The organism is Streptomyces sp. NPDC034103, from assembly GCF_055575395.1.
In genome coordinates, this window is the sequence record NZ_JBVISS010000002.1 from 80,192 (window position 1) to 106,016 (window position 25,825).

Below are 25,825 nucleotides of genomic sequence, written 5' to 3' on the forward strand. Positions count from 1 at the left end.
GTGACTTCGCCAGCCGTGATCCGCCCGTACCGTCCCGAGGACCGAGCCGCCCTCGAGGACATCTGTATCCGCACCGCGCACAACGGCCAGGACAGCCGCCCTGTCTACGCGGACCCCGCCATCCTTCCTGTGATCTTCGCGACGCCCTACGTCGAGTTGGAGCCGGAGCTCGCGTTCGTGCTGGACGACGGGCGCGGACAGGCGGTCGGCTACATCCTCGGCACCGCCGACACGCCTCGCTTCGTCGACGCCTTCCGTGCCAAGTGGCTCCCGTCGGTCGCCGACCGCTACCCGGAGCCCAGTGGCCCGCCCGCCACCCCCGACGAGGCGATGATCCCGCTGCTGCACCACCCCGAGCGCATGCTCGTCCCCGAACTCGCCGCCTACCCGGCCCACTTGCACATCGACCTGCTTCCCGAGTGGCAGGGGCGCGGCCATGGCCGCGAGCTGATGCGGACCTTCCTGGGCGCCCTCGCCGAGCGCGGGGTCCCGGCCGTGCACCTCGTGATGGCGGTGGCCAACACCCCCGCCCGGGCCTTCTACGACCGCCTCGGCTTCGAGGAGATCGCCGTACCCGACCCGGGCCCGGTCGCGTGCCTCGGGCGGACGACAGGAGCGCTCGACGAGCTGTAGCGCCCGCCGAAGCGCACTCCCTCGCGCTGAAACCCGAAGAGCACCTTGCTGAAGTTCGACGACCATCGTAGTTTGAAGCCCGTCGTACTTTTCTGCGCGAGGGGGATGCGTGATGGTCAGGACCGTGCGGTTCCACGAGGTCGGCGGACCGGAGGTGCTGCGTCTGGAGGACGTGGCGGTGGGCGAGCCCGGCCCCGGCCACCTGCTGCTCCGGGTCGACGCGATCGGCCTCAACCGGGCCGAAGTGCTGTTCCGCAGCGGGCAGTACATCGAACCCGTCAAGGAGTTCCCCGCCCGGCTCGGCGCCGAGGCCGCGGGTGTCGTCGAGGCCGTCGGCCCGGACGTGACCGGCTTCGAGGCCGGCCAACAGGTCAGCGTGGTCCCCGCGTTCTCCATGAACGACCACGGCGTCTACGCCGAGCGCGCGATCGTGCCCGCCGCGGCCGTCGTGCACCGCCCCGAGGGGCTGGACGCGGTCGCCGGCGCCGCGGTGTGGATGCCGTACGTGACGGCCTACGGCGCGCTCGTCGAGGTCGGCGGGATGCGCGCCGGGGACACCGTCGTCCTCACGGCCGCCTCCAGCAGCGTCGGTCTGGCCGCCATCCAGGTCGCCCGCAGCGTCGGCGCGGTCCCCCTCGCCACGACCCGGACCCCTGCCAAGCGGGAGGCGTTGCTGAAGGCCGGCGCCGCCGCGGTGATCGTCACCGGCGAGGAGGACGTCGTCACCCGGGTGAGCGAGCTGACGGCGGGCCGCGGCGCGGAGTTCGTCTTCGACGCCGTCGCCGGACCGGGCGTGGTGGACCTCGCCCGGGTGGTCGCGCCCGGGGGCACGCTGTTCCTGTACGGCGCGCTGAGCGGGCAGCCGACGCCCTATCCGGGGTTCGAACTCGGCATGCCCGCGCTGAACATGCGGACCTACACCCTCCACGAGACGACCAGGGACCCCGAACGGCTGCGCCGCGCCGAGGCGTTCGTCGCCGCCGGTCTCGGCACGGGGGTCTTCGCGCCCGTGGTGGACCGTGTCTTCCCGTTCGAGGAGATCGTCGAGGCCCACCGGTACCTGGAGTCGGGCGCGCAGGTCGGGAAGATCGTCGTCACCGTTGGACACTGAGACGCGGAACGAGGTCGAGGGAAGACACCCTCGGCCCCGTCACGTCGTCACGGCACACGTCCTCCGCGGCCGGTCGCCTACGCGCCGCTCGCCTTGAGCATGTCCTCGCGCTCGACGAGCTTCACGCGCTCGCGGCCCTGCGGCTCACCCAGGGCCTTCTCGGCGGCGTCCAGCTTGTACCAGCCCTCCCAGGTGGTGAAACGCAGCTCGCGCTCGGCGAGGAACGCCTCCACGGCCTCCGGCTCGGGCGAGGCCGGCGTCTGGAGACGGCTGTGGGCGAAGTCGTCCAGCAGGTTCGCCACGGTCTCGTTGGCGTCGCCCTTGGTGTGACCGATGAGACCGACCGGGCCGCGCCGGATCCAGCCGGTGACGTACACCGACTGAAGGTGCTCGCCGCTCTCTTGGAGGACCCGGCCGCCCGCGTCCGGCACGGTGCCCGAGTCGATGTCCCAGGGCAGCTTGGGGAGCTTGTCGGAGAGGTAGCCGACCGCGCGGTAGACCGCGTCGACGTCCCAGTCGGTGAACTGGCCGGTGCCCTTGACGTTGCCGGTGCCGTCCAGTTCGGTGCGCTCGGTGCGCAGGCCGACGACCTTGCCGTCCTCGCCGAGGATCTCGACCGGCGACTCGAAGAAGTGCAGGAACAGCTTGTGCGGGCGGTCGCCGATGTCGCGGATCGCCCAGTTCTCCAGGGTCTTGGCGACCATGTCGACCTGCTTGTTGCCCCGGCGCTCGGCGATCGAGCCCTCGTCGTAGTCGATGTCCTCGGGATTGACGATGACCTCGATGGTGGGGGAGTGGTCCAGCTCGCGCAGTTCCATCGGGCTGAACTTCGCCTGCGCCGGGCCGCGTCGGCCGAAGACGTGGATCTCGACGGCCTTGTTCTTCTTCAGGCCCTCGTAGACGTTCGGCGGGATCTCCGTCGGCAGCAGTTCGTCCGCGGTCTTGGCGAGGATGCGGGAGATGTCGAGCGCCACGTTGCCCACGCCGAGGACGGCGACCTTCTCCGCCTCCAGCGGCCAGGTGCGCGGGACGTCCGGGTGGCCGTCGTACCAGGAGGCGAAGTCGGCGGCGCCGTAGGAGCCGTCGAGTTCGACACCGGGGATCTTCAGCTCGCGGTCGGCCATGGCGCCCGTCGAGAAGATCACGCCGTCGTAGAAGGCGCGCAGGTCGTCCAGATTGATGTCGGTGCCGTAGTCGACGTTGCCGAAGAGGCGGACCTGGGGCTTGTCGAGGACCTGGTGGAGGGCCTTGATGATGCCCTTGATGCGGGGGTGGTCGGGAGCGACGCCGTACCGGATCAGCCCGAACGGGGCGGGCATCCGCTCGAAGATGTCGATGGACACACCGGGCTCGGTGGCCACGTCGGACTTGAGCAGAGCGTCGGCGGCGTAGATGCCGGCCGGGCCGGCGCCGACGATGGCTACCCGCAGGGGGCGGGGCATGATCAGGTTCCCTTCGAGAGGCGACAGGCGATCTCGTCGGGAAGCCTAAACTAAGGCAAGCCTAAGCTGGTACGCGGGTCCGATCTATGAGCTCATAAGGCTACTTTATGACCCGGGCGGGCTGTGCGAGCACTCTCTCATGGCGGACGGGAACTCGTTCGGGGTCATCGGCCAACAGCTGTCGACCATGCCCATGACTTAGGGAACCGCATGCAATCGACAGGCGATCCGTGCGTCGAAGACCGTCCCGACGTCGTCCCCAGCGACGACGTCCCCTCCGACGCCTTCGTCGTCGAGCGGTCGTGGGAGGAGCCCGATGCCTTCGAGATCCTCTTCCACCGGTACGCCGACGACATCCACCGCTATGTGGCACGACGGCTCGGCGCCGAGGTCGCCGACGATCTGATGGCCGAGACGTTCGTCATCGCGTTCCAGCAGCGCCGCCGCTACGACCTGTCGCGGCCGCGGGCGCGCCCGTGGCTCTACGGGATCGCCACCAACCTCGTCGGCCAGCACCGGCGGTCCGAGGCGCGGCGGTTGAGGGCGTTCTCGCGCGTCGCCTCCACGGGCGGTGATGACGGCGAGGCGCTCGCCGACCGGGTCGTGGCGCGGGTCGGTGCCGAGCACACCCGCGCCCAACTGGCCGGTGCCCTGGCGAAGTTGCCCGCGCGGTACCGGGACGTACTGCTGGTGATCGCCTGGGGCGATCTGGACTACGCCGAGGCCGCGGAGGCCCTCGGCATCCCCGTGGGCACGGTGCGCTCACGGCTCAACCGGGCGCGGACCAGGCTGCGCGCCGCACTGGGCGGGGTGGACCCCACCGCCCTTCACGAGCAGAACGAGGAGACCGATCGTGGATGACCTCACCGTGGTGCGCGAGTTCGAGGCCGACGTGGCCCCGCTCACCGACGACGCCCGGAGCGCCGCCCGCGCCCGGCTGCGGCGCGCGATCGTCCAGGACGGCCGCCCGAGCGCGCTGTCGCGGCGCCTGATGATCAGGGTCGCGGTGGTCGGGACCGCCACGGCGGCGGCCGCCGGTGGCGTCGTCGTCGCGGGCCGGCACGACGACGGCGGGGGTACGGACGCCCCGCGGATCGCGACACTGAGTGCGGCCGAGCTGCTGCACAAGGCCGCGGCGCGATCCCGTGCCGACAGCGCCGGGACGCCGGTTCCGCGTGACGACCAGTACGTGTACACCAAGATGTTCGTCACCCGGACCTATGTGAAGGGCGGCAAGCGCAGGACCTGGACGGACGAGAGCTGGATGTCCGTGGACGGCTCCAAGCCCTCCAGGCGCCAGGAGTACGGCAAGGTCCACCGCGATCCGCCGCTCGGCAGGCACGAGGTGAGGTGGCCGCCGACCGAGTACGCCAAGCTGGCGGAGTGGCCGACGGACCCGGACAAGCTCCTGGACACGCTGCGGATGGGCCAGGGCACCGACCACAGGTCGGCGAAGACGTCGGTGGGATCGGACAAGGTCCACGCGGCGCCGATGACCCAGGAGGACATCGACAGGCTGGCGTTCGTCAACGCCGTCCAGTTCTTCGTGGTCCCGCGGATCATGCCGCCCGGGCTGGAGGCGGCCACCTTCGAGGCGGTCGCCCGGATCCCCGGCATCCGGATCGACCGCGAGGCGGTGGACGGCCTCGGCCGCAAGGCAGTGGCCGTCTCCTACCCGGCGTTCGACTCCGCGTTCCTCTTCGACGCGACGGACTACACCTACCTGGGGCTGCGGTTGAAGGGGAGCACCGCGGACTGGGTCGACGGGAAGTTCAAGCATCGCGACCGGTACCACGAACTGCGTGCCCGGGAGCAGCTGGGCGTCGTGGACCGCGTCGGTCAGCGCCCGTGACCGGGACCGCGGTGCCTGGGGGCGGTCAGCCGATGTGGTAGCTGTCCCCGTACACCTTCCAGTCCAGCGGCGGGTTCAGGTCGAGGTTGCCCGCGCGCAGGAAGACCCGCTGTGCGGTGTCGACCCGGCTGGTGTCGCTGTGGGCCTCCTCCTGCTTCATGGCCCACACCCGCGCGTCCAGGAACGCGTTCAGCCACGCGACCTCGTCGCCGCCCTGGGCCGGGGGCCGGGCCCGGTTCAGGGCGCGCCCGCGGATGTTGCGGAAGCTGGTCGGGTCGCTGCCGTCGCCGTGCATGACGATGGCGTCGTAGTAGGCGAACTGGCCGAGGACCCGCACCCCGTCCGCCTTGCCCTGCCGTACGGCCGGGCCGAAGTAGACGCGGTCGCGCTCGTCGTTCTGGGCCTGCTGGAAGGCCGGGTCCTGGGCGGCCCGGCGCCAGTCCCGGGGGAAGTTCGGGTCGAGGCCGGAGTGGGAGTCGGTGCCGTCGACCCGGCGCAGTGCGGGGAGGTACGGGGCGAGGACGTTGCCGGGGCGGCGGGCGGTGTAGAGCTCGACGAGGTCGAGCATGTCGCCGGTGCCCGAGCAGAAGCCGATGATGCCGGCGGTGTAGCCGCGACCGTCGCCGATGTCCTCGATGTACCTGTACTGCGCCTTCCAGTCGAGCGAGGAGTTCTCCGCGCTCGACACCAGTTGCATGGCGATCTCCTTCTTCGCCGGGTCGTCGAGTCCGACCGCGCTGGTGCGGGCGGTGGCGGACGCGGGGGCGAGCAGGGGGACGGTGACGGCGGACGCGCCCAGCAGACGGAGGAGAGCGCGGCGGGACATGTGTTTCACGGCGGCTCCAAAAGGAGGTGGGGGGTGGGGAGTTGGCCGTACGTGAACTGATAGGAAGGTTTACTATCAGAGCCGCGACACAATGAGAACCCGTTGCGTCAAAGGTTCGTACCTATGAACAAGCAGCCGCCGCTACGGCAGCGGCTGCTCCGCCCAGATGACCTTGCCCTCCGGCGTGTACCGCGTCCCCCAGCGCTCGGCGAGCTGCGCCACCAGGAACAGACCGCGGCCCCCCTCGTCCGTCATCGCCGCGTACCGCAGATGGGGCGAGGTGCTGCTGCCGTCGAACACCTCGCAGATCAGACTGCGATCGCGCAGCACCCGCACCCGGATGGGCTCACCGCCGTACCGGATCGCGTTGGTCACCAGCTCGCTCAGCACCAGCTCGGTGGTGAACTCCAGTTCCTCGAGCCCCCACAGGGCCAGCTGCCGGGAGACGTCGGCACGGACCCGCCCGACGGCCGCCGGGTCCGAGGGCACGTCCCACTCGGCGACCTGGTCGGCGCCGAGCGCCCGGGTGCGCGCCACGATCAGCGCGATGTCGTCGCTCGCCCGCGAGGTGAGCCGTGCGTCGAGCACCGCCCGGCAGGTGTCCTCCGGCGAGTCGCCGGCCCGTGCCAGCGCGGTCCGCAACAGCTCAAGCCCCACGTCGATGTCCCGCTCCCGGTCCTCGACCAGCCCGTCCGTGTACAGCACGAGACGGCTGCCCTCGGCCAGGTCGAGATCGGCCGTCTCGAACGGCAGACCACCGAGTCCCAGCGGGGGACCGGCGGGCACGTCGGGGAAGTCCACCGTGCCGTCGGGACGGATCACGGCCGGCGGCGGATGGCCCGCACGGGCGACCGTGCAGCGCCGGGTGACGGGGTCGTACACCGCGTACAGACAGGTCGCGCCGGTGACCGGGGCGCTGTCGCCGTCCGGCGTCTCGTCCTGGTCGATCCGGCCGACCAACTCATCCAGCAGCGCGAGAAGTTCGTCGGGCGGGAGGTCGAGCGCGGCGAAGTTGTGGACCGCCGTGCGCAGCCGGCCCATCGTCGCCGCCGCGTACAGGCCGTGCCCGACGACGTCGCCGACGACGAGCGCCACCCGGGCGCCTGACAGCGGCAGCACGTCGAACCAGTCGCCGCCCACGCCGGCCTGCGCGGGCAGATAGCGGTAGGCGATGTCCAGGGCGTTCTGCTCCGGCAGGTTGCGCGGCAGCAGGCTGCGCTGGAGCGTCACCGCCATGGTGTGCTCGCGGGTGTAGCGGCGGGCGTTGTCGATGGACACCGCGGCCCGGGCCACCAGCTCCTCCGCCAGGGCGAGTTCGTCGGCGTCGAAGGGCTGCGGCTTCTCGGAACGCCAGAAGTTGACCACGCCCAGCACCAGTGCTCCGGCCCGCAGCGGCACCGCGATCAGCGAGTGGATGCCGAACTCCAGGATCTGCGCGGTGCGTTCGAGGTCCTGGGCGCGCCAGCCCGGAGCCTCGGCCAGCCGCGCCTCGAGGACCGCCTGACCGGAGTGCAGCGAACGGACCTGCGGGGAGGACGCGACGAGCCGCATCCGCTCGCCCACCGCGTGCAGCGGCGCGTCCTTGCGGATGCCGCTGAACGCCGTACGCCGCAGATCGGTGCCCGCCTCCGGCTGGCCGCCGCTGAGCACCGCGTCGAACAGGTCGACGGTGACGAAGTCCGCGAACCGCGGCACGGCCAGCTCCGCCAACTCCTCGGCCGTGCGGGTCACGTCCAGGCTGGTGCCGATGCCCACACCGGCGTCGTACAGCATGTTCAGGCGCTCCCGCGCCGTCTCCGCGCGGCCGGACAGGGCGCGCAGCTCGGTCGAGTCGCGCAGCGTCGCCACACTGCCGGCCGGGCCGCCCTCCAGGTCCGTCAGGCGCTGGTTGACGGCCAGCAGCCGGTCGCCCACCAGATGCACCTCGTCCGTGGCGACCCGGCCGGAGGCCAGCAGGTCCGCGGCGTCCGCCGGCAGGCCGAGCTCCAGGACGTTCCGGCCCTCGGCGTCGGCGGGCAGATGCAGCAGCCGCTGCGCCTCGTCGTTGGCGAGCAGCAGCCGGCCCTCGCCGCTGACGATGATCACGCCCTCGCGGACGGCGTGCAGCACGGCGTCGTGGTGTTCGTACATCCGGGTCATCTCGTGCGGACCCAGGCCGTGCGTCTGCCGTCGCAGCCGTCTGCTGACCAGTGCCGTGCCCGCCGTGGCCAGGGCGAGGCCGCCGGCGGCCGCGGCCAGCAGGAGCGGCATCTGCTCGTCGGCGGTGCCGCCGACGTGCTCCGTGGTGATGCCGGCCGACACCAGCCCCACGACCTTCCCGTCGGCCCCCTTGACCGGCACGACGGCCTGCACCAGCCGGCCGATGGTCCCGTCGATCTCCTCCGTCACCACCTGCCCCGCCAGCGCGGGTGCCAGCGTGCCGACGAACTTCTTGCCGATCCGGTCCGGCTTGGGATGCGTGTAGCGGATCCCGTCGGTGCCGAGGACCACGATGAAGTCCACGCCGGTCGCCTTGCGCGCCGCCTCGGCCCGGGGCTGGAGGACGGCTGTGGGATCGGGGGTGCTCAGGGCCTCACGGGTGCCCGGCGCGTTGGCGAACGCCTCGGCGACGGCGACCGAGCGGTTGCGGGCCTCGGTCGTGCTGTCGTGCCGCACCTGGAGCACCAGCGTCACCACCGCGGCGACGACCAGCAGCAGCACGATCACGACCTGCGAGAGGAACACCTGCCCGGCGACACTGCGCCAGCCCAAGGTCGACCGCACCTCGGCGACTCGCCCGCGCCGCGACCGGCCTGCGTCACGCTGCGAGAGTCGGGCCATGTGCCATGTCTACACTGCACGGCCGCGTGAGGCGAGGGGCGTCACACACTGTGATACGTCGGATACGTCACCTCAGCGCTGTCTGCGGCGCGTGGCGAGCAACAGGGCGATGTCGTCCGGCCGGTCGGCGGCGTGCCGGGCCGCCGCCGTGAGCCAGTCGGCCACACCCGCCAGCCGGGCCCTGGGGGCGCCGGCCCGGGCGAGGGCGACACGCAGCGCGCTGATGCCGTCGTCGATGTCCACCCCGGGCCGCTCGACCAGCCCGTCGGTGTACAGCGCGAGGACCGCGCCGGGCTCGATCCGTACCGTCGTGACCGGGTAGCGGGCGCCCGGGTCCACGCCGAGCACCACGCCACCGGGCACGTCGAGCACACGGGTGCTGCCGTCGGCGTTGCGCAGCAGCGGCGGTGGGTGCCCGGCGCGGGCCACCCGGGCGAGCCCGGTGACCGGGTCCAGACGGATGTAGCAGCAGCTGGCGAACTGGCCGGGATCGAGGTCGATGAGGAGATGGTTGGTGCCGCTCATCACCTCGTCGGGAGGGTGGTCACCCAGCGCGAACGCCCTGACGGCGCTGCGGAGCTGGCCCATCGTCGCGGCGGCCTGCACACCGTGCCCCTGCACGTCCCCGATGACCAGCGCCAGACCGTCGCCCGCCTCGACGACGTCGTACCAGTCACCGCCCACCTCCATTCCCTGGGTGCCGGGCAGATAGCGGCCCGCGGTCTCCACCAGCGGATGCTGTGTCAGCCGCCGGGGCAGCAGCGCCTGTTGCAGACCGCGGGCGAGCGCGGCCTCGCTCTCGTAGCGCTGCGCCTTCGCCATCGCGTGGGCGATCAGTCCGGCGAGCGCGGTGAGCACCGACCGCTCCTCGCCGCTGAAAGGGCGGGGGCGGTCGAAGCCGAGGATGCAGGAGCCGACCGGCCGCCCGGAGGCGATCAGCGGCAGGAAGGCGCGGGCACCCTCCGCCGCGTCCAGCGGAAGCCCCGGGTAGGCGTCGGTCAGCTGCTGCATCGAGTCGAAGAACAGGGGGCGGCCGGTGGTGAGGGTCTCGACGCCCGGCAGATGCTCGTCCAGCCCCACACCGTCGAACGGGGCGAGGAAGCCCGGCGGGAACCCGGACTCCCACGCCAGGTACAGATGGCGGTCCTGAAGCAGGTAGATCGCCAGCCGGCGCCCGCCGAACACGGGCAGCAGCTCCTTCATCACCACCGCGGACACCTGCCGCGCGGTGACCGCCTCCGTCAGCGCGATCGCCAGGACGATCGGCCGGTACAGCGGCGCCAGCGACGACGTACCGGCCCCGTCGGCGGCCGGGTCCGCCGCCGGCTCCGGCACCCGGCTGGTCGGCTGCACCGTGCAGGTCAGCACGTCCGGGCCGGGATAGACCGACAGCGCGAGCCAGTCGCCCTCGTAGGCGGGGTCCTGGTCGGGCGGCCGCCGCACATGCAGATGCACCGGGTCGGGGGAGAGCAGGGCGCCGCGCAGGTGGTCCTCGACGTCGGGCTGGTTCAGCCACGGCACGACCTCCCACAGCGGGCGGCCCAGGAGGACGTCCCGCGGGCGGTGCAGCAGCTGGGCCGCCCGCGGATTGACGTAGGCGACCAGCCCGAGCCGGTCCAGGCAGAACACGCCCTCCGGCAGCAGGTCGGCGGCGGCGTCGCCCGCCGAGCCGGGACCGGGGTCGAGCACGAAACCCCGCACGGGCCGCGCGCCCGACCCGGCCGGGGAGGTCTCCGGGGTCCAGAACTCCATGAGCCGCAGCCCGCCGTCCGCGACCCGCACGTACAGCGGCAGCGACGGCGTGCTCGCGGCGGCCTCCCGCAGCGCGGTCAGCACGCGCTGCGCGTCGCCGGGGGCCACGGCCCGCGCCAGCGCCTCCACGGTGCCGTCGAACTGCGCGGGCGCCACGCCCAGCAGGGCGTGCAGATGCGCGTCCGCCGTGACCACGCCGGTCGCCGGGTCCCAGGCGAAACGGCCGAGCCGTCCCGTCGACGGGTGCGTGGCGGGCGGCCGCACGCACAGGGGCTCGGTGTCCCAGACGACCGGGCCGGCGCCCCGCAGATCCTCCAGGCGCCGGGCCAGTGCGGCGGCCACCCCCGCGACCCGCTCCCGCTCGGCCAGCACCTCGTCGGCGTCCGCAGCGGCCGGCCGCAGCACGATCAGCACCCCGAAGGTCGTGGACGTTCCTACGACCGGCACGTAGAGCGACCCGAACTGGAACGGCAGTCCGGCCGCGAACTGGGGGTAGCAGCGCATCGTCTCGGTCGCGTTCGGCAGCACCACCTGCCGTCCGAGGCGATAGGCGTCGGCGACCGGGAAGGGACGGTCGGCATGCAGGCGCCACCAGGGCCGGAACAGCGGCCCCGGGAGTCCGGCCAGGACGGCGAGGCGGAGCATGCCGGAGGTGCTCGAACGCAGGTAGATGCCACCGGCATGACCCCCGGCGGCGCTGATCGCCTCCGTCGAGGCGTTGATCAGCAGCGCGGCCAGTCGTCCCGGCGCCCGGTGCGTGTCCTCGCCGCTCCCAGTCATCGGCCTGCCTCGTCCTCACGCCGCCCCACAGGCGACACAGCAAGAATGCGCCACGAGGGGTGTGCGGCGCATCCGGGTGGACGGGGGTGGTCGTGCGCCCCGCCCCCGCGCGACCCCAGCCCACGTGCCCGCCCCCACCTCAGCCGCGCCACCCCTGCATCCCCTCGTACGCGGCCATCACCACCTCCGGTCCGCGATGGTCGGCGCCCGGCTCACGCGTCTGGTTCGTCACGTAGGCCACCGTCATGCGGGCCGCCGGGTCGATCATCACGAGTGACCCGCCCCGTCCGCCCCACCCGTAGGTGGTCCCGAAGCGGCCGTAGCCGAGGCCCCAGCTCACCGTCATGCCCATGACGCGGTCCTCGCCGCTGTACTGCTCCTCCCAGGCCCGCGCGCACCCGCCGGGGGACAGCGGGCGCACCCCGCCCACCGTTCCGGCGCAGGCCATCACCGACTGGACGAGGGCGACCGAGTGGGCGTTGCCGAAGCCGCTCGCGGCGGGTCGGGAACCGCGAGGCCCAGCGAAGCCCCAGGGCTCATATCGTGGGAAGTGATGCGATACCGGCAGTGAGGCGGCAGAGCCATGGCGGACCCGGAGATCGACTACGCGGCGGTGTTCCAGGCACTGCCGGGCATGGTGGCGCTGCTGACACCGGAGCTGGTGTACGCGGACGTCAACGAGCAGTTCGTCCGCATGTCCGGCCGCAGCCGTGAGCAACTGGTCGGCAACTACCTGTTCGACGTCTTCCCCGACAACCCCGACGACCCCGCCGCCTCCGGCATGCGCAACCTGGCCGCCTCCCTCCACCGGGTCCTCGCCACGGGCGAGCGCGACACCATGGCCGTGCAGCGCTACGACGTGCAGTCCCTGGAGCGGCCGGGCCGCTGGGAGGAGCACTACTGGAGCCCGGTCAACGCTCCGGTGCTCGGTCCCGACGGCGAGGTCGCCCTCGTGGTGCACCGGGTGGAGGAGGTCACCGAGTTCATCCGCGACCGGGGCGGCCCCATCGGCACCCGGGCCCGGGCGCTGGAGGCCGAACTGTACCTGCGCGCGCGGGAGTTGCAGGAGGTCAACGAGCGCCTGAGGCGGGCCCACGCCCGCGAGCGGGAGGTGGCGCTGGCCCTCCAGGAGGCGATGCTTCCCACCCCGCGCCTCAAGGGACCCCACCGCGCCGCCGTCCGCTACCGGCCCGCGATCGGCGCGCTGAACGTGTGTGGCGACTGGTACGACCTCGTCGACCTGGACGACGGCGACTGCATCGTCGTCGCGGTAGGCGACGTCGTCGGCCACGGGCTGGCGGCGGCCTGCGCGATGGGCCAGCTGCGCAGCGCGCTGAGCGCCGCGTCGCGGGTGGCCGACGGTCCGGCGCAGGCCCTGGACGTCGTGGGCCGGTACGCGCGCGTGGTCGCGGGCGCGGAGTCCGCCACGGTGGTCGTCACCTTCATCGACTTCGCCGCCCGCACCATCACCTACAGCAGCGCCGGTCACCTCCCGCCCGCCCTGGTCCACCCGGACGGCACGGTCGAGTTCCTCGACGGCGCGACGGACCCGCCGCTGGACGCCAGCCCCGACCCCGTCCCCCGGCCGCAGGCGACGGCCGGCTTCACCGACGGCGCCACCCTCGTGCTCTACACCGACGGCCTGGTGGAACGCCGCGGTGAGGACATCGAGTCGGGCCTCGAACGCCTCGCGGACTCCCTCGCCCGGCACCGCGACCACGATCCGGAGACCTTGGCCGACGTGGTGCTGGGGGAGCTGCTGCCCCCGGCGGGGGCGACGGACGACACGGCCCTGATCGTCGTACGGCTGTGAGGGGCTCGGTGGGGCGGTGGGGCGGTGCCGCGGGCTTGAGGGCTCACGGGGTTGGGGGCCTGCGGGCTTGTGGGTCCGCGGGCGGTGCCCGTTCTGAGGCGCCGTCGGGTCAGCCCCGCGGCAGTACGCGCCTGCCGAGCAGGACGGGCGTGGCGAGGAGCAGGAGACCGGCCGCGGCGAGGGCGGCGCGGGGCGTGGTGAGGGTGGCGAGCAGGCCCCACAGGGCGGTCAGGGCGGCGATGGTCAGTTTGCTGCTGATGGACCAGGCGGACAGGGTGCGGGCGAGACGGTCGGTCGGGGTGTGTTCGAGGCGGAGGGTGGCCAGCACCGGGTTGAAGACACCGATGCAGGTGATGAGCCCGAGTTCGATCACCATCACGAGCAGCAGCCCGGGGACGCCGGGGCCGATGAAGGCCAGGCCGAGCGGCCAGCAGGCGCGCAGGGTCCCGGCGGTGACCAGGACCTTGTGCCGTCCGTACCGGGCGACGAGCCGCCGCGAGAGGCGGGAGCCGATCAGCCCGCCGACGCACGGCACGGCGAAGGCGACGCTGAACTCCCAGGGCGCGAAGTGCAGCGGGCCCAGCATCAGGACGGAGAGCAGGGGGGCGCCCACCATGATGAGGCCGTTGACGAGGAGGGCGTTGAGGAACAGCGGTCGCAGTACCGGGTGGGTGAGGATGAAGCGCCAGCCGTCGAGCAGGTCGCGGGCCTTGAGCCGGGTGCCGGGGGCGGGGCGTGCCGGGCGACTCTCCTGGTGGCCGCCCATGGCGCGGATCCCCACCGCCGACAGCAGGTAGCTGACGGCGTCGGCGGCGATGGTCACCACGGGGCCGAACAGGCCGATGGCGGCGCCGCCGAGGGGCGGTCCGACCATCGTGGTGGTCCACATCGTGGCCTCGAACCGCGCGTTGGCGACCAGTAGATCCCGCTGGGGCAGCAAGCCCTTGAGGCAGGCGCCGGACGCGGAGGTGAAGGTGATGTCGGCCGCCGCGACGAGCACCGACACAACCAGGAGTTGTGCGAAGCTCAGTCGGCCGAACGCGTACGCGACCGGGACGCTGAGCAGCAGGGCGAACCGGGCCAGGTCCATGGCCATCATCACCGGCCGTTTGCGGCGGAACTCCACCCAGGGGCCGAGCGGGACCGCCACCACCGCCCCGACCGCGAGCCCGGCGGCCGCCAGGGCCGACACCTGGGCCGGACCGGCGTGCAGGACCAGGATCGCGACGAGAGGAAAGGCGTTGAGGGCCAGCGCGGTGCCGAGCGCGCTCACCGAGTACGCCGCCCACAACCACCCGAAGGACCGTCCCATGCCGCCGCCTCTCTCGTGACCCCCGGACATCCAAGCGGTCGACGGATCCGCAGATCAAACAACCCCGAGTGGATCTGCCACAACTGGTGGTTGTGTCCTTAGGATGGCGGCCATGGACCTAGACGCCGTGCGGACGTTCGTGACGGCCGCGGAGACGGGGCGGCTCCAGGATGCCGCCACCGCCCTGTCGGTCACCCAGCAGGCGGTCTCCAAGCGGGTCGCCGCGCTGGAGCGGGAACTCGCGGTACGGCTGTTCACGCGCACCGCGCGCGGAGTGCGGCTCACCATCGACGGGCAGGCGTTCCTGCCCCATGCCCGGGCACTCCTCGACGCCGCGGAACGCGCGCTGGCCTCCGTGCGCCCCGGCTCCCGCGCCCTGCGCGTGGACGTGATCGGCCGCCGCCTCGGTCCCGCCGCCCTGCTGCGCGACTTCCACCAGGCCCATCCCGAGGTCGAACTCGACGTGGTCACCCTGTTCGACGCCGAGGAGGCGCTGGCCGCCGTGCGCCACGGGACGATCGACGCGTCCTTCCGCGCCGTCACCGTCCCCGCCCGGCAGTTGCCCGACGGCATCACGGCGGCCCGGGTGCACGACGAACCCGTCCAGCTGCTGACCGGACCGCGCCACGCCCTGGCCACGGCCCGCGAGGTCACCCCCGCGCGGCTCGCCGGGCACCGGATCTGGATGCCGGGCCTCGTCGCCGGTACCGAATGGGCGGCGTACTACGACGAACTAGCCACCGCCTTCGGCCTCACCATCGAGGCGACCGGCCCAGACTTCGGCATCGACCCGCTCCTGGACACGATCGCCGACTCCCCGCACCTGGCCACGCTGGTCGGCGAACAGACCCGCATGGTGTGGCCCGCCGGCCAGGACCTGCGCCGCATCGCGCTGCGTGACCCGACGCCCGTCTACCCGCACTCACTGCTGTGGCGGTCCGACAATCCCCACCCCGCCCTCAGGGCACTGCGCGGGCATCTCGACGCCGCGCGGCGCGGCCCCGTCGGCACGGGGAGCTGGACGCCGCACTGGGCGTGGTGAGACGACCGGCGCCGTCAGAGGGTGGATCCCGGCCGGGCGTCGATCTCGGCGATCAGGGCCTCGACCCGGGTCCTGATCGCGTCCCGGATCGGGCGGACGGCCTCGACGCCCTTGCCCGCGGGGTCCTCCAGGGCCCAGTCCAGGTACGTCCTGCCGGGGAAGACGGGGCAGGCGTCGCCGCAGCCCATGGTGATGACGTAGTCGGACGCCTGGACGGCCTCGGTGGTGAGGATCTTCGGCTCGGCTGCGGAGATGTCGACGCCGACCTCGCGCATGGCCTCGACCGCGGCCGGGTTGACCCGGTCGCCCGGGGCGGAGCCGGCGGAGCGGACCTCGATCCGGTCGCCGGCGAGATGGTGGAGGAAACCCGCGGCCATCTGGGAGCGGCCGGCGTTGTGGACGCAGACGAACAGCACGGAGGCGAGCGGGCTTGAGGGCATGAGGGGGTCCCTTGGGAGCGAGGCGGGGTATCAGCGCGGAGTGATGTGAAAGTATCAGTCCATGCTGACGTCAGTCGACACTGATCTGATGCGGGTGCTGGCCGACCCGCTGCGCCTGCGGATCGTCACCCTGCTCGCGCGGGAGACCCTCTGCACCACGCACCTGATCGAGGAGACCGGGGCGAGACAGACCAACCTCTCCAACCACCTGAAGGTGCTGAGGGAGGCGGGCGTGGTCGAGACGGAACCGTGCGGCCGCTTCACGTACTACCGGCTCAGACCGGAGGTCATCGCCCTGCTCGCGGAGCAGTTCGCCGAACTGGCCAGGACCGCGCAAGCCACCGCCGCGGACAACGTCAAGCGCTCCTGTCCCTGATCCGCGAGAACTCTCGGAGGAGTCCCGTTGACCGTCACCGATGCGTGGCCCGTCCCGCGACCGGACCTGCCCGCCGCCCCTCGCCCCGCACCCCTGACCGCCCGTGCGACGGCCGAACTGGTCGGCACCGCGGCACTGGTCGCCGTGGTGGTCGGCTCCGGCGTCCAGGCGACCGAGCTGACCCGGGACGTCGGCGTCCAACTCCTCGCCAACTCCCTGGCCACCGTCTTCGGCCTGGGCGTCCTGATCCTGCTGTTCGGCCCGGTGTCCGGGGCCCACTTCAACCCGGTGGTCACGCTGGCCGAGTGGTGGACGGCACGACGGGACGGCGGCGGCCTCCCGGCGCGCGAGGTCGTGGTGTACGTCGCCGCGCAGGTGACCGGCGCGATCGCGGGCGCGGTGCTGGCGGACGCGATGTTCGGCGAGCCGTTGGTGCGCTGGTCCACCCACGAACGCTCGGCCGGCCACCTGCTGCTGGGCGAGGTGGTGGCCACCGCCGGCCTGATCCTGCTGATCTTCGGCCTCGCCCGCACCGACCGTCTCCGCCTCGCACCGGTCGCGGTGGCCTCGTACATAGGCGCGGCCTACTGGTTCACCTCTTCGACGTCCTTCGCCAACCCCGCGGTGACCGTCGGCCGCGCCTTCACCGACACGTTCGCGGGCATCGCGCCGGGCTCGGTGCCGGGGTTCGTCGGCGCCCAGCTCCTCGGAGCGATGGCCGGACTGACACTGGCCGCGATCGTCTTCGGCCGTGGCCGGACCGCCCGGTAGCCGCCCCGGTCAGTCGCCCACGAACACCAGATGGCTGCCGGGAGTCGTGGCACAGGCCTCCAGGAACGCGGCCAGTTCCCGCACCGCCGCGGTCTGGGCCGCGCCCGTGCAGCGGCTCAGCAGGCCGGGGATCTCGCGCAGCGCCGCCTCGGCCACCTGCTCGTTGAAGACGGTGTCGTTGTAGGGGGCGACCATCCAGAGCTTGCCCGAGGTGCTGCCGGGCAGCCCGGAGAGCAGCCCGGCCAGCACCTCGCCATGCTCGTGGGACTCGCGGACGAGCGTCGGCTCGCGGCGCCGACCGGACCGGCGCGGGGGCCCGCTGTGCAACTCGAGGTCTATCCCCATGGGGCGATTCTTCCCCGGCCGCCGCCGGTGCCGGTACGTAATTCGGGGGCGCGCACGGCCGATGGGTGACACGCTGCCGTCGGTCCGGTCCGAGGCGTGGGCCGGACGTGGTGGTCGGAGTGTGGGGGACGGGTGCGGGTCGCGGAGCATGCGGTCTGGGAGCGGGACTTCCCGGTCAGGTATCTGCTGGTCCAGGAGGACCTGGACGGCGAGGAGTCGTACTGGGGGCGGTGTGCCGGTGTCGAGGGGCTGTTCGTCGACCAGCCGCCGCCGGCGCGTGAGGTCCTGACGCTGCGGGGCTGCGCCCCCGAAGGCGCGCTGCGGGAGGCCCTGGCGCCGGACGGCGCGGCCACGGCACTGCTCGGTGACATGTGCGTCGAGGTCTGGGACGAGGAACAGCCGCTCCAGTGGTGGACCCTCGTCGACACCGTCGTCCTGGCACAGCGGCCGAACCGGCAGGATCCGGCCCTCGTGGACGTCGTCGTGGGCGCGGGCGTGGAAGCGGAGACCGCGTGGAACCACACCCTGCCGGACCGGCCCGCGTTCAGGGTGTTCGCCGGAACCACGGTGTCCGCGGCTCCCGCCGGTCAATGCCTGGACGTGGAGGGGCTGTTCGTCCTCCGCGGCGGCCGGAGGCCGGTCCCCCTGCACCTCGTCGGCTGCGAGCCCGCCGAGCCGCTGCGCACCGTGCTGGGCCGACGGCGGAAGGACGACCGAGACTGGGTGCAGTTGTGGGCGCTGGACCGCAGCGGCCGGGTGATGTACCGGCACAACGTGCTCCTGCGCATGGAGAAGGCCCGCCCCTCCGTCCTCGGCGCCGACCTGCTCGACATCACCCTCACCGACGGCGGCGACCAGCGTCCCCTCCTCGCCCGTCCGGTCTGGGAGACCTGGTACCGCGGAGCCCCGACGGCCCCCAACCAATGGGCCCCGCTCGACACCGAGGCCCGGCGCGAGTGGCTCGACCTCACCGTCACCGGTCTGCGCGACCGACCCGCCGACCGTGCGGGCGGTGTCCACCACCTCGACGGCACCTTCGTCACCGACCGGCCAGGCCTGCACTGCGCGATGGCCGAGGCGCTGGTGGGGCCCGGCAACTACTTCGGACGGGAGTGGCAGGCCTTCAGGGACTGCCTCGGCGGCGGCTTCGGCATCGCCACCCCTTTCACCCTGGTCTGGCACGACTCCCACATCGCCCGCCGCGCGTTCGAGGACGACGTCTCGGACGAGGGGCTCACCTACTTCGAGGAGATCGTCCACCTCCTGCAACGCTGCGGCGTCACCGTCGAACTGCGCTAGGCGTGTCGGCCCGCGGCGTTGTGCACGCGGATGATGGGCGCCCGGCCGCCGTGTGCGGTGTGGCGGCGTGGTGGTAGGTGTGAGGGACGCGTGCCCGTCAGATCGTGATGACCAGCTTGCCTCGTGGATGGCCCCGCTCCAGATGCCGTACGGCGTCCGCCGCCTCGGCCAGGGGATACGCGCGGTCGACGACGGGGGCGATCGCCCCGGACTCGACGAGTGCCTTCAGGGTGAGCAGGTCCTGGTGCCGGGTGGTCGCGAACAGCGGTCGGATGCGCTGGCCCACGAAGGCGGAGAGCACCAGAGCGCGGACCCACCGGTCCAGTCCGCCGAGCACGGGTCCCGCGTCCTCGCCGCCCACGAGGACGGCGGTCCCGCGGGGCGCGAGAACGCGGCGCAGTCGGGACAGGGAGCGGTTCCCGGCGGCGTCGAGGACGACGTCGTAGCGCACCGGACGGGCGGTGATGTCCTCCCGCGTGTAGTCGATCGCGTGGGCCGCGCCGAGCGAGCAGACCAACTCGACCCCGGTGGGGCCGCACACGCCGGTGACCTCGGCGCCGTAGTGCGCCGCGAGCTGGACGGCGTACGTCCCCACCCCTCCCGACGCACCGATGACCAGCACCCTCTGCCCGGGGCGCGGGCGCGCCACGTCGAGGCACTGGAGGGCGGTGGCGCCGGAGACGGGCAGGGCGGCGGCCTGCTCGAAGGTGAGGCTCGCGGGCTTCGGGGCCAGTTGTTCGGCCTTGCCGCACGCGTACTCGGCGAAGGAGCCGTCGCACTGGCCGAAGACCTCGTCACCGGGCTTGAAGCCGGTCACCTCGGCCCCCACCGCCGCGACCCGTCCGGCGGCGTCCCAGCCGCGCACGGTGTGGGCGGGCCGACGTACCCCGAGCTGCGGACTGAGCCGCGCGATATAAGGCCGTCCGGTCATCAGATGCCAGACGCTCGGGTCGACCCCGGCGGCCCGCACCTCGACGAGGACCTCGTCGTCGCGCGGGACCGGAGGGTCGATCTCCCGCAGGCGCAGGGTGTCGGTGGTGCCGTAGGCGTGCTGGACGATGGCCTTCACAGGGGCCCTCCTTGACCGCCGGATGGTCGGGATGCCCTCGGATCGTCGCGGGGAACCGTGCCGTGGGCCAGTGTTCGGGGGAGGACTGGGCCGGGAGTCGAGGGGAGGGTGGACGCGATGCGCAGGGTTTCCGGCCGGGCCGTCCAGGTGGGTGGGGCTCCGGCCGCGGTGGCGGTCGCACTGTCGGCGGCGACCTGGCTCGTCAGGAACGTCTGGGGCGGGCCCCCGCGTCACGAAGTGCCGTGGACGCGGGGGCCGTTGGGGCGGAGCCGACTAGCGCTGAGCGCTGCCGCGTCGGCGTACGGCGAAGGCGATCGCTCCGGCGGCCAGCAGCACCGCCGCCGCGATGCCGATCCATGCGCCCGTGGACAGGCCGCTGTCGTCGTCCTGCTCGCTGTCCGCGGCCTGCGGGGTGGCGGAGTCGCCGCTCTGCGTGGCGGTCGGCGTCGGCGCCGGGGTCGGGCTCTGTGAGGGGCTGGGGGTGGGGCTGACGGTCGTCGCGCCCGGTGCGGCCGGCTCGAGTTCGAGGACCGGGGCCTCGTTCCCGTGGCCGTGTCCGTGCCCGTCGTCCGACTCGCCCAGCTCGATCCAGCGGTCGACCTTGCCGTCGCTGTACGTCTGGAGCGTCTTGAACGCCAGCTCCTTCGCGTCGGGCAGCTGTCGTACGACGACGGAGTGCTCGGCGTCCGCGCCGGTCTTCAGGGCCGGGCCCTTGACGGTGTAGCCGTCGTCCGTGGCGGCGAACTTCCAGCCGTCCGGGCCGTCTTCGTACGTCACATCGGACGGGCCGATGCCCTTGGGCAGGATCACCCGGAGCTGGGTGATGCCGGCGGTGGCGGACTCCGACTCGGCGGTGAAGGTGAGTTGGACGTTCTCGGCGAGGGCTTGTGCGGTGTCGGCCTCGACCTCGACATGCGCTGCGGCCGGAACGGCGGTGAGCAGAACGGCGGTCGCCGCGGCCGCCGTGGCGACGGCGAGACGGCTGATGGTGCGGGACATGGGTGTCTCCAGGCAGGGGGTGCCGGGGCAGCTGTCACGAGCCTCCCGGCGGATGCCGGGGCGGCCGTCACGAGCCTCCCGGCAGGCGCCAGGGGAGGGCGTAACGGACTTCCAGGCGTGGTCAGTTGACGAGAAAAGGCCTGGAGAGGGGAGGGCCGCGCCGTGTCACCGCATGGGCGAGTACCAGGCCGACGACCTTCGCGCGACCGGCGTCCACCGGCACGCGAACCGGTGCTGCGAGCCGTACAGGCATCCACGGTCGCGTGAACAGCTCGCGCGCGGCGGCGACATGGGCGCGCGCCGTGTCGAGCACGCCGGCGGCAAGGTCGCGGACGAGCGTCCAGCAGGCGGCGTCGGCGCGGTGCAGCAGTACGGCGACGAGCGCGGCAGCCAGCGCGTGGGTCGCGGTCATGGCGAGCGCGTCGTAGGAGTGCGTGGAGGCGCCGCCCCGCAGAAGTCGGCCGTGGTGATGGGCGGGCGGTCGCACGTGGGCGCCCAGCGTCAGCCACAGGTGCAGTCCGGACTGGCCCGCGACGCTGCAGACCACGACCGTGCCGACGTGGCGGGGGCGCCGTGCGCCCACCAGCCCCAGGGCGAAGAGCCCCGCGGCCACCGCCGACCCCTGTCTCCAGGGCACGGCGCCCTCGGCGGCCAGATGATGGGCGCTCACCCCCAACACCGCACCGACTACGGCGAACACCGCGGCCCGCAGGACGGGCAGGGGCGCTGGGCGGTCAGTGGGGGGCCGGTGCATGACCTGCTCATCTTGGGCCATGGGGCGCGGGGTGCGCAGGTCGGTCGGCAAAGTGGGGCCAGGTGCGGGGGACCGCGTCGGTGCGGTGCGGGGCGCCGCCGGTGAATTCACCCGGTGGCGCCCCCGGGTGCGGGGTCAGGAAAGGCGGCGCACGCGCTGGGTGGTCAGGTCGTAACGGGCGCCGACGACGGCCAGTTCACCGGTGGCGACCTTCGCGGCGAGGTCCGGCTCCGTCGCTATCCGGGAGCGTATGGCCCGGACGTTGGCGTCGATGGTGGCGTCGACGCGGGCCCCGCCCTCCTTGGTGCGGTCGATGTTGGGGCGTATCTGATCGGCCAGGTACTGGATGTGGGCCGGGAGCTGGGCGCCGGAGGCGTCGGTCTCGACGGCCGCCTTCACGGCGCCGCAGGACTGGTGTCCGAGGACCACCACCAGGGGGATGGCGAGTTCGAGCACCCCGTAGGCGACGCTGCCGAGCACCGCCTCGTCCAGTACCTCGCCCCCGCTGCGCACGGTCATCAGGTCGCCGAGGCCCTGGTCGAAGACGAGCTCCGGGGGGACCCGGGAGTCGATACAGCCGAGGACGAGGGCGAAGGGGTGCTGAGCCGTCGTCAGGCTCTGGCGCACGGCCGGTGACTCGTCCGGGTGCCGCTCCCGGTAGGTGCGCCAGCGCAGGTTGCCCGCCGCCAGTTCGCGCAGGGCCTCGTCGGGGGTGCTGGGGCGAGGACGGCCCGCGGTGGGGGCGGCGGAGGCGGGGCCGGAGCCGAGGGAGAGGCCGGCGCCGATGACCGCGGCACCGGTGAGCCCGGCACGCAGCAGTGCGCGGCGCCCGGCTCTGTCGGAGGTGTCTTGAGAGTTCACGGGGACGAACGTATGACCGAGTCCGACGAGGGGCACTCTCGTTGCCGAACCATGGTGAAGTGAGGTGTAAACGTTGCGAGTTGATGGACGGTTCTTGGTCTTCTCCAGTCCGTTCCTTGATCAACCTCGCGCCCGTCACCCGGCTGTGTCCCGACCTCGTCGTGACATCTGAAAAGACGTGATGTCCCGTCCGGCCGGCTTCTGCGACGTCGAGGTGCGCACCCTCGGCGCGGTGAATCAGGCGATGTCATGGCGGACTTGTGGAGTTTTCGTCCGGCCTTGATCGGGGGTTGCGGTGGCAACTTCCGTAAAGTAATCAGGTGAATCATGAAATTGTTCAGCCGTGACACCTCGGTCCGTCGCGTGGAGCGCACCGACACGCCCCAACGCCCCACGACGTCACCGGCCGCCGGTACCGCGCTCCTGCCGGATCCGGCGCTGGCGCCCCTGACCGGCGAATGGGTCATCGACCCGGCCCACAGCAGGATCGGCTTCTCGGTCCGGCACGCGATGGTGACCACGGTCCGCGGGTCCTTCGCGGAGTACCAGAGCCGTCTGTACTTCGACGGCCGCGATCCCTCCCGTTCGCAGGCGGAGATCGTGCTGTCGACGGGCAGCGTCGACACCGGCGTGGAACAACGCGACGCCCACCTCGTGGGCCGGGACTTCCTCGACGCCCGGAACTACCCACGGATGCGCTTCACGAGCACCGCCGTGGAGATGGTCGGCAACGATGTCTACCGGATGACCGGCGACCTCACCATCAAGGCCGTCACCCGACCCGTGGTCCTGGACCTGACGTACATCGGCCATGTCACCGATCCCTTCGGCTACCAGCGGGCGGGCTTCGACGGCACCACCACGATCAACCGCTGCGAATGGGGTCTGGCCTACAACTCCAGACTGGCCGAGGGCGGTGCCATGGTGAGCGAGAAGGTCCGCCTCCAGCTCGATATCGCGGCGATCCGCACCGCACCCGTCGGCTGACGCGCTCCGGCGGCCTGGGTCGAAGCGCGGCGCGCGGACGACTGCCGGCCGCGTACGCCGGGCACCCCGTTCCGTCTCCTCCGCAGGCAGCACGGAGTCCTCCTCCTTGAGGAGGACAGCGGCGCCGTGGCTCGTGCAGCGTCACCAACGCGAAGTGGCACCACCCGCACGATGCCCCGGCACACCTCGAACGGCCAGGCTGGTGATCCACCCCGAACCAGACCTGGAGATCCGTTTCTCGTGGCTACCTTCCTGTACCGGACGGGCCGTACCGCCTTTCGAAGGCGCTGGCTCGTGGCGCTGCTGTGGGCCCTGCTCCTCGGCGCCGTCGGTGTCGGCGCCGCCAAGGCACCCGCCGCCTCCGACGACGGCACGTCGTTCATGCCGGGCATCGAGGCGCAGCGGGCGTTCGACCTGATCGGGGAGCGTTTTCCCGGCTCGGACGCCGACGGCGCGAACGCCCGGGTCGTGTTCGTCGCCCCCGACGGGGACAAGGTGACCGCGGCCCGCCACCGCGCCGCCATCGACACGTTCGTGGCGCGGGCGGCCCACGCGCCGGAGGTCTCGCGCGCGGCGAGTCCGTTCACGGCGGGCGCGGTGAGCAAGGACGGCTCCACCGCCTATGCCACCGTGGACTACAAGGTGCAGGCCGCCGATCTCACCGACGCCGACAAGGCCGCGCTGGAGAAGGCCATCAGCGCCGCCCGCGGCTCAGGACTCACCGTCGAGGTCGGCGGCACAGCGCTGGCCACCCAGCCCGCGGCGGGCGGCGCCGCCGAGGGCATCGGGATCGCCCTCGCGGCCGTGGTCCTGCTCATCACCTTCGGGTCCCTGGCGGCGGCCGGCCTGCCGCTGCTGACCGCCGTCGTCGGTATCGGCGTCAGCATGGCCGCGATCCTGGCCCTCGGCAGCACCTTCGGCCTCTCCCTGACCACCGGCACGCTCGCCACGATGCTCGGCCTCGCGGTCGGGATCGACTACGCCCTCTTCGTGGTCTCCCGCTACCGCGAGGAGCGGGAGCGCGGGCACGACCCTGCCGAGGCGGCAGGCCTCGCCGTCGGCACGGCCGGCTCCGCCGTGGTGTTCGCCGGACTCACGGTCGTCATCGCGCTGGCCGGGCTGACCGTGGTCGGCGTGCCGATGCTGGCCAAGATGGGGCTGTGTGCCGCGGGCGCCGTCGTCGTCGCCGTACTGGTCGCGCTCACCCTGGTCCCGGCGCTGCTGGGGATGTGGCCCGAGGCCGTGCTGTCCCGCCGTACGCGCAAGAAGGGCCCCACGAGCGAGTCGGCCGACAACGCTGGTTCGCGGTGGGCGCGGTTCGTGCTGCGGCGCCCGGTGGCCGTGCTGGTGACGGGCGTCCTGGGCCTCGGTGTGCTGGCACTGCCCGCCGCGCAGTTGGAGATGGGGATGCCCGGCGCCGAGTCCAAGCCCGTCTCGTCGACGGAACGGCGTGCCTACGACGCGCTCGCGGACGGTTTCGGCGCGGGCTTCAACGGGCCGCTGACGATCGTGGTGGACGTCCGGGGCGTCGCGGAGCGCGAGGCGGCCGTGCGCGGGGTCGCCGAGGCGATCGGTGCCACCCGCGGCGTGGTGACCGTCTCACGGGCCCGGTTCAACCCGGCCGGTGACACCGCACTGCTGTCGGCGGTGCCGGCCACGGGCCCCAGCGACGAGCGGACCAAGGACCTCGTCCAGGCGATCCGCGGGGAACGCCCCGGCCTGGAGCGGACCACCGGCGCCACCTTCGAGGTCACCGGCAGCACCGCGATGAACATCGACGTCGCGCAGGCGCTGAAGGACGCGCTCGTGCCCTACCTGACCGTCATCGTCGTGCTGGCCCTGATCCTGCTGCTCGTGGTCTTCCGGTCCGTGCTCGTGCCGGTCAAGGCGGCGCTCGGGTTCCTGCTGTCGGTCCTGGCCTCGCTCGGCGCGGTGGTGGCGGTCTTCCAGTGGGGCTGGGGCGCGCACCTGCTCGGCGTGGAGCAGTCCGGCCCGATCATGAGCCTGATGCCGATCTTCCTGGTGGGCATCGTGTTCGGCCTGGCCATGGACTACGAGGTGTTCCTGGTCTCACGGATGCGGGAGGCCTACGTGCACGGGGAGCGGCCCGCCGAGGCGGTCGTCAGCGGCTTCCGGCACAGTGCCCGGGTGGTCGTCGCCGCGGCGGTGATCATGATGGCGGTGTTCTCCGGGTTCATCAGCGCCCAGGAGGCGATGATCAAGACCATCGGCTTCGGTCTCGCCGTGGCGGTGCTGTTCGACGCCTTCGTCGTACGCATGGCGCTGGTCCCGGCGGTGCTGGCCCTGCTCGGGGACAAGGCCTGGTGGCTGCCCGCCCGCCTCGACCGGCTGCTGCCCCGCGTCGACGTCGAGGGCACGGGACTCGCGGCACCCCCGGCGCCGGAGGCCGGGGAGGCGCCGGCCAAGGAACCCGTCCGCACCTGATCTCCCGTACGACGGGTCGCGGCGCCGGGACACACCACGGCGCCGCGACCGGCGATGTGTGAGCATGACTGTCCTCGGACCCCTTCCCGGAGCGTG

Annotated in this window: 22 protein-coding genes and 1 pseudogene; 11 read left to right on the plus strand and 12 right to left on the minus strand. The window is 72.6% G+C overall.

Annotated elements, in window-relative coordinates; translation table 11 throughout:
* A complete protein-coding gene (locus ACZ56U_RS03465) occupies window positions 1-633 on the plus strand; it encodes a GNAT family N-acetyltransferase (RefSeq protein WP_469082349.1) in 633 nt (210 codons plus the stop codon).
* 112 nt (window positions 634-745) lie between these two features.
* A complete protein-coding gene (locus tag ACZ56U_RS03470) occupies window positions 746-1,744 on the plus strand; it encodes a zinc-dependent alcohol dehydrogenase family protein (protein ID WP_469082350.1) in 999 nt (332 codons plus the stop codon).
* Between the two features lie 77 nt (window positions 1,745-1,821).
* Here ACZ56U_RS03470 and ACZ56U_RS03475 read toward each other — a convergent pair whose 3' ends face one another.
* Entirely contained in the window at window positions 1,822-3,186 is a 1,365-nt protein-coding gene (locus ACZ56U_RS03475; protein WP_469082351.1) for an FAD-dependent oxidoreductase, read from the minus strand.
* A 210-nt stretch (window positions 3,187-3,396) separates the two neighbouring features.
* On the opposite strand from ACZ56U_RS03475, the gene ACZ56U_RS03480 reads away from it, so the two are divergent.
* Together ACZ56U_RS03480 and ACZ56U_RS03485 are read left to right on the plus strand one after the other, a co-directional pair.
* Window positions 3,397-4,047, plus strand: coding sequence for an RNA polymerase sigma factor (locus ACZ56U_RS03480; protein ID WP_469082352.1), 651 nt, complete (start codon window positions 3,397-3,399; stop codon window positions 4,045-4,047).
* On the plus strand, window positions 4,040-5,038 hold the full coding sequence (locus ACZ56U_RS03485) for a CU044_5270 family protein (protein WP_469082353.1): 999 nt from the start codon (window positions 4,040-4,042) through the stop codon (window positions 5,036-5,038). The genes ACZ56U_RS03480 and ACZ56U_RS03485 overlap by 8 nt, the downstream gene beginning before the upstream one ends.
* A gap of 25 nt (window positions 5,039-5,063) precedes the next feature.
* On the opposite strand, the gene ACZ56U_RS03490 is transcribed toward ACZ56U_RS03485, so the two are convergent.
* The 4 genes and pseudogenes from ACZ56U_RS03490 to ACZ56U_RS03505 form a co-directional block, all read right to left on the minus strand.
* Window positions 5,064-5,864, minus strand: coding sequence for a chitosanase (locus ACZ56U_RS03490; protein ID WP_469082837.1), 801 nt, complete (start codon window positions 5,862-5,864; stop codon window positions 5,064-5,066).
* Between the two features lie 141 nt (window positions 5,865-6,005).
* Complete coding sequence (locus tag ACZ56U_RS03495) at window positions 6,006-8,684, minus strand: SpoIIE family protein phosphatase (protein WP_469082354.1); 2,679 nt, start codon at window positions 8,682-8,684, stop codon at window positions 6,006-6,008.
* Window positions 8,685-8,756: 72 nt separating this feature from the next.
* Entirely contained in the window at window positions 8,757-11,216 is a 2,460-nt protein-coding gene (locus ACZ56U_RS03500) for a SpoIIE family protein phosphatase (RefSeq protein WP_469082355.1), read from the minus strand.
* A gap of 139 nt (window positions 11,217-11,355) precedes the next feature.
* Window positions 11,356-11,814 (minus strand): annotated as a pseudogene (locus ACZ56U_RS03505) (serine hydrolase domain-containing protein); the annotation flags it as partial.
* Here ACZ56U_RS03505 and ACZ56U_RS03510 point away from each other — a divergent pair.
* A complete protein-coding gene (locus ACZ56U_RS03510; protein ID WP_469082356.1) occupies window positions 11,800-13,029 on the plus strand; it encodes a PP2C family protein-serine/threonine phosphatase in 1,230 nt (409 codons plus the stop codon). The pseudogene ACZ56U_RS03505 and the gene ACZ56U_RS03510 sit on opposite strands and share 15 nt — an antisense overlap.
* A gap of 109 nt (window positions 13,030-13,138) precedes the next feature.
* Here ACZ56U_RS03510 and ACZ56U_RS03515 read toward each other — a convergent pair whose 3' ends face one another.
* Complete coding sequence (locus ACZ56U_RS03515) at window positions 13,139-14,341, minus strand: MFS transporter (protein WP_469082357.1); 1,203 nt, start codon at window positions 14,339-14,341, stop codon at window positions 13,139-13,141.
* A 112-nt stretch (window positions 14,342-14,453) separates the two neighbouring features.
* Between ACZ56U_RS03515 and ACZ56U_RS03520 the strand changes: the two genes are divergently transcribed.
* Window positions 14,454-15,383, plus strand: coding sequence for a LysR family transcriptional regulator (locus ACZ56U_RS03520; RefSeq protein ID WP_469082358.1), 930 nt, complete (start codon window positions 14,454-14,456; stop codon window positions 15,381-15,383).
* Between the two features lie 14 nt (window positions 15,384-15,397).
* Here the strand turns inward: ACZ56U_RS03520 and ACZ56U_RS03525 are convergent, their stop codons facing one another.
* Complete coding sequence (locus tag ACZ56U_RS03525) at window positions 15,398-15,823, minus strand: arsenate reductase ArsC (RefSeq protein ID WP_469082359.1); 426 nt, start codon at window positions 15,821-15,823, stop codon at window positions 15,398-15,400.
* A 61-nt stretch (window positions 15,824-15,884) separates the two neighbouring features.
* Between ACZ56U_RS03525 and ACZ56U_RS03530 the strand changes: the two genes are divergently transcribed.
* The gene (locus tag ACZ56U_RS03530; RefSeq protein WP_469082360.1) at window positions 15,885-16,199 is read left to right on the plus strand and encodes an ArsR/SmtB family transcription factor; all 315 of its coding nucleotides are present in this window, start codon (window positions 15,885-15,887) and stop codon (window positions 16,197-16,199) included.
* 27 nt (window positions 16,200-16,226) lie between these two features.
* The gene (locus tag ACZ56U_RS03535; RefSeq protein ID WP_469082361.1) at window positions 16,227-16,970 is read left to right on the plus strand and encodes an aquaporin; all 744 of its coding nucleotides are present in this window, start codon (window positions 16,227-16,229) and stop codon (window positions 16,968-16,970) included.
* A gap of 9 nt (window positions 16,971-16,979) precedes the next feature.
* Here ACZ56U_RS03535 and ACZ56U_RS03540 read toward each other — a convergent pair whose 3' ends face one another.
* A complete protein-coding gene (locus ACZ56U_RS03540; protein ID WP_469082362.1) occupies window positions 16,980-17,315 on the minus strand; it encodes a hypothetical protein in 336 nt (111 codons plus the stop codon).
* Window positions 17,316-17,447: 132 nt separating this feature from the next.
* On the opposite strand from ACZ56U_RS03540, the gene ACZ56U_RS03545 reads away from it, so the two are divergent.
* Window positions 17,448-18,614 (plus strand): barstar family protein, encoded by a 1,167-nt coding sequence (locus tag ACZ56U_RS03545; protein WP_469082363.1) that lies wholly within the window; start codon window positions 17,448-17,450, stop codon window positions 18,612-18,614.
* Window positions 18,615-18,711: 97 nt separating this feature from the next.
* Here ACZ56U_RS03545 and ACZ56U_RS03550 read toward each other — a convergent pair whose 3' ends face one another.
* The 4 genes from ACZ56U_RS03550 to ACZ56U_RS03565 form a co-directional block, all read right to left on the minus strand.
* A complete protein-coding gene (locus ACZ56U_RS03550) occupies window positions 18,712-19,683 on the minus strand; it encodes an NAD(P)-dependent alcohol dehydrogenase (protein ID WP_469082364.1) in 972 nt (323 codons plus the stop codon).
* Window positions 19,684-19,956: 273 nt separating this feature from the next.
* Window positions 19,957-20,682 (minus strand): DUF1775 domain-containing protein, encoded by a 726-nt coding sequence (locus ACZ56U_RS03555; protein ID WP_469082365.1) that lies wholly within the window; start codon window positions 20,680-20,682, stop codon window positions 19,957-19,959.
* A gap of 121 nt (window positions 20,683-20,803) precedes the next feature.
* Entirely contained in the window at window positions 20,804-21,457 is a 654-nt protein-coding gene (locus ACZ56U_RS03560; RefSeq protein WP_469082366.1) for a hypothetical protein, read from the minus strand.
* Between the two features lie 114 nt (window positions 21,458-21,571).
* The gene (locus tag ACZ56U_RS03565; RefSeq protein ID WP_469082367.1) at window positions 21,572-22,297 is read right to left on the minus strand and encodes a carbonic anhydrase; all 726 of its coding nucleotides are present in this window, start codon (window positions 22,295-22,297) and stop codon (window positions 21,572-21,574) included.
* 327 nt (window positions 22,298-22,624) lie between these two features.
* Here ACZ56U_RS03565 and ACZ56U_RS03570 point away from each other — a divergent pair, with 327 nt between their 5' ends.
* Window positions 22,625-23,284: a YceI family protein gene (locus ACZ56U_RS03570; RefSeq protein ID WP_469082368.1), complete on the plus strand. Its 660-nt coding sequence runs from the start codon at window positions 22,625-22,627 to the stop codon at window positions 23,282-23,284.
* Between the two features lie 240 nt (window positions 23,285-23,524).
* Window positions 23,525-25,729: an MMPL family transporter gene (locus ACZ56U_RS03575; RefSeq protein ID WP_469082369.1), complete on the plus strand. Its 2,205-nt coding sequence runs from the start codon at window positions 23,525-23,527 to the stop codon at window positions 25,727-25,729.
* Window positions 25,730-25,825 lie beyond the last annotated feature (96 nt).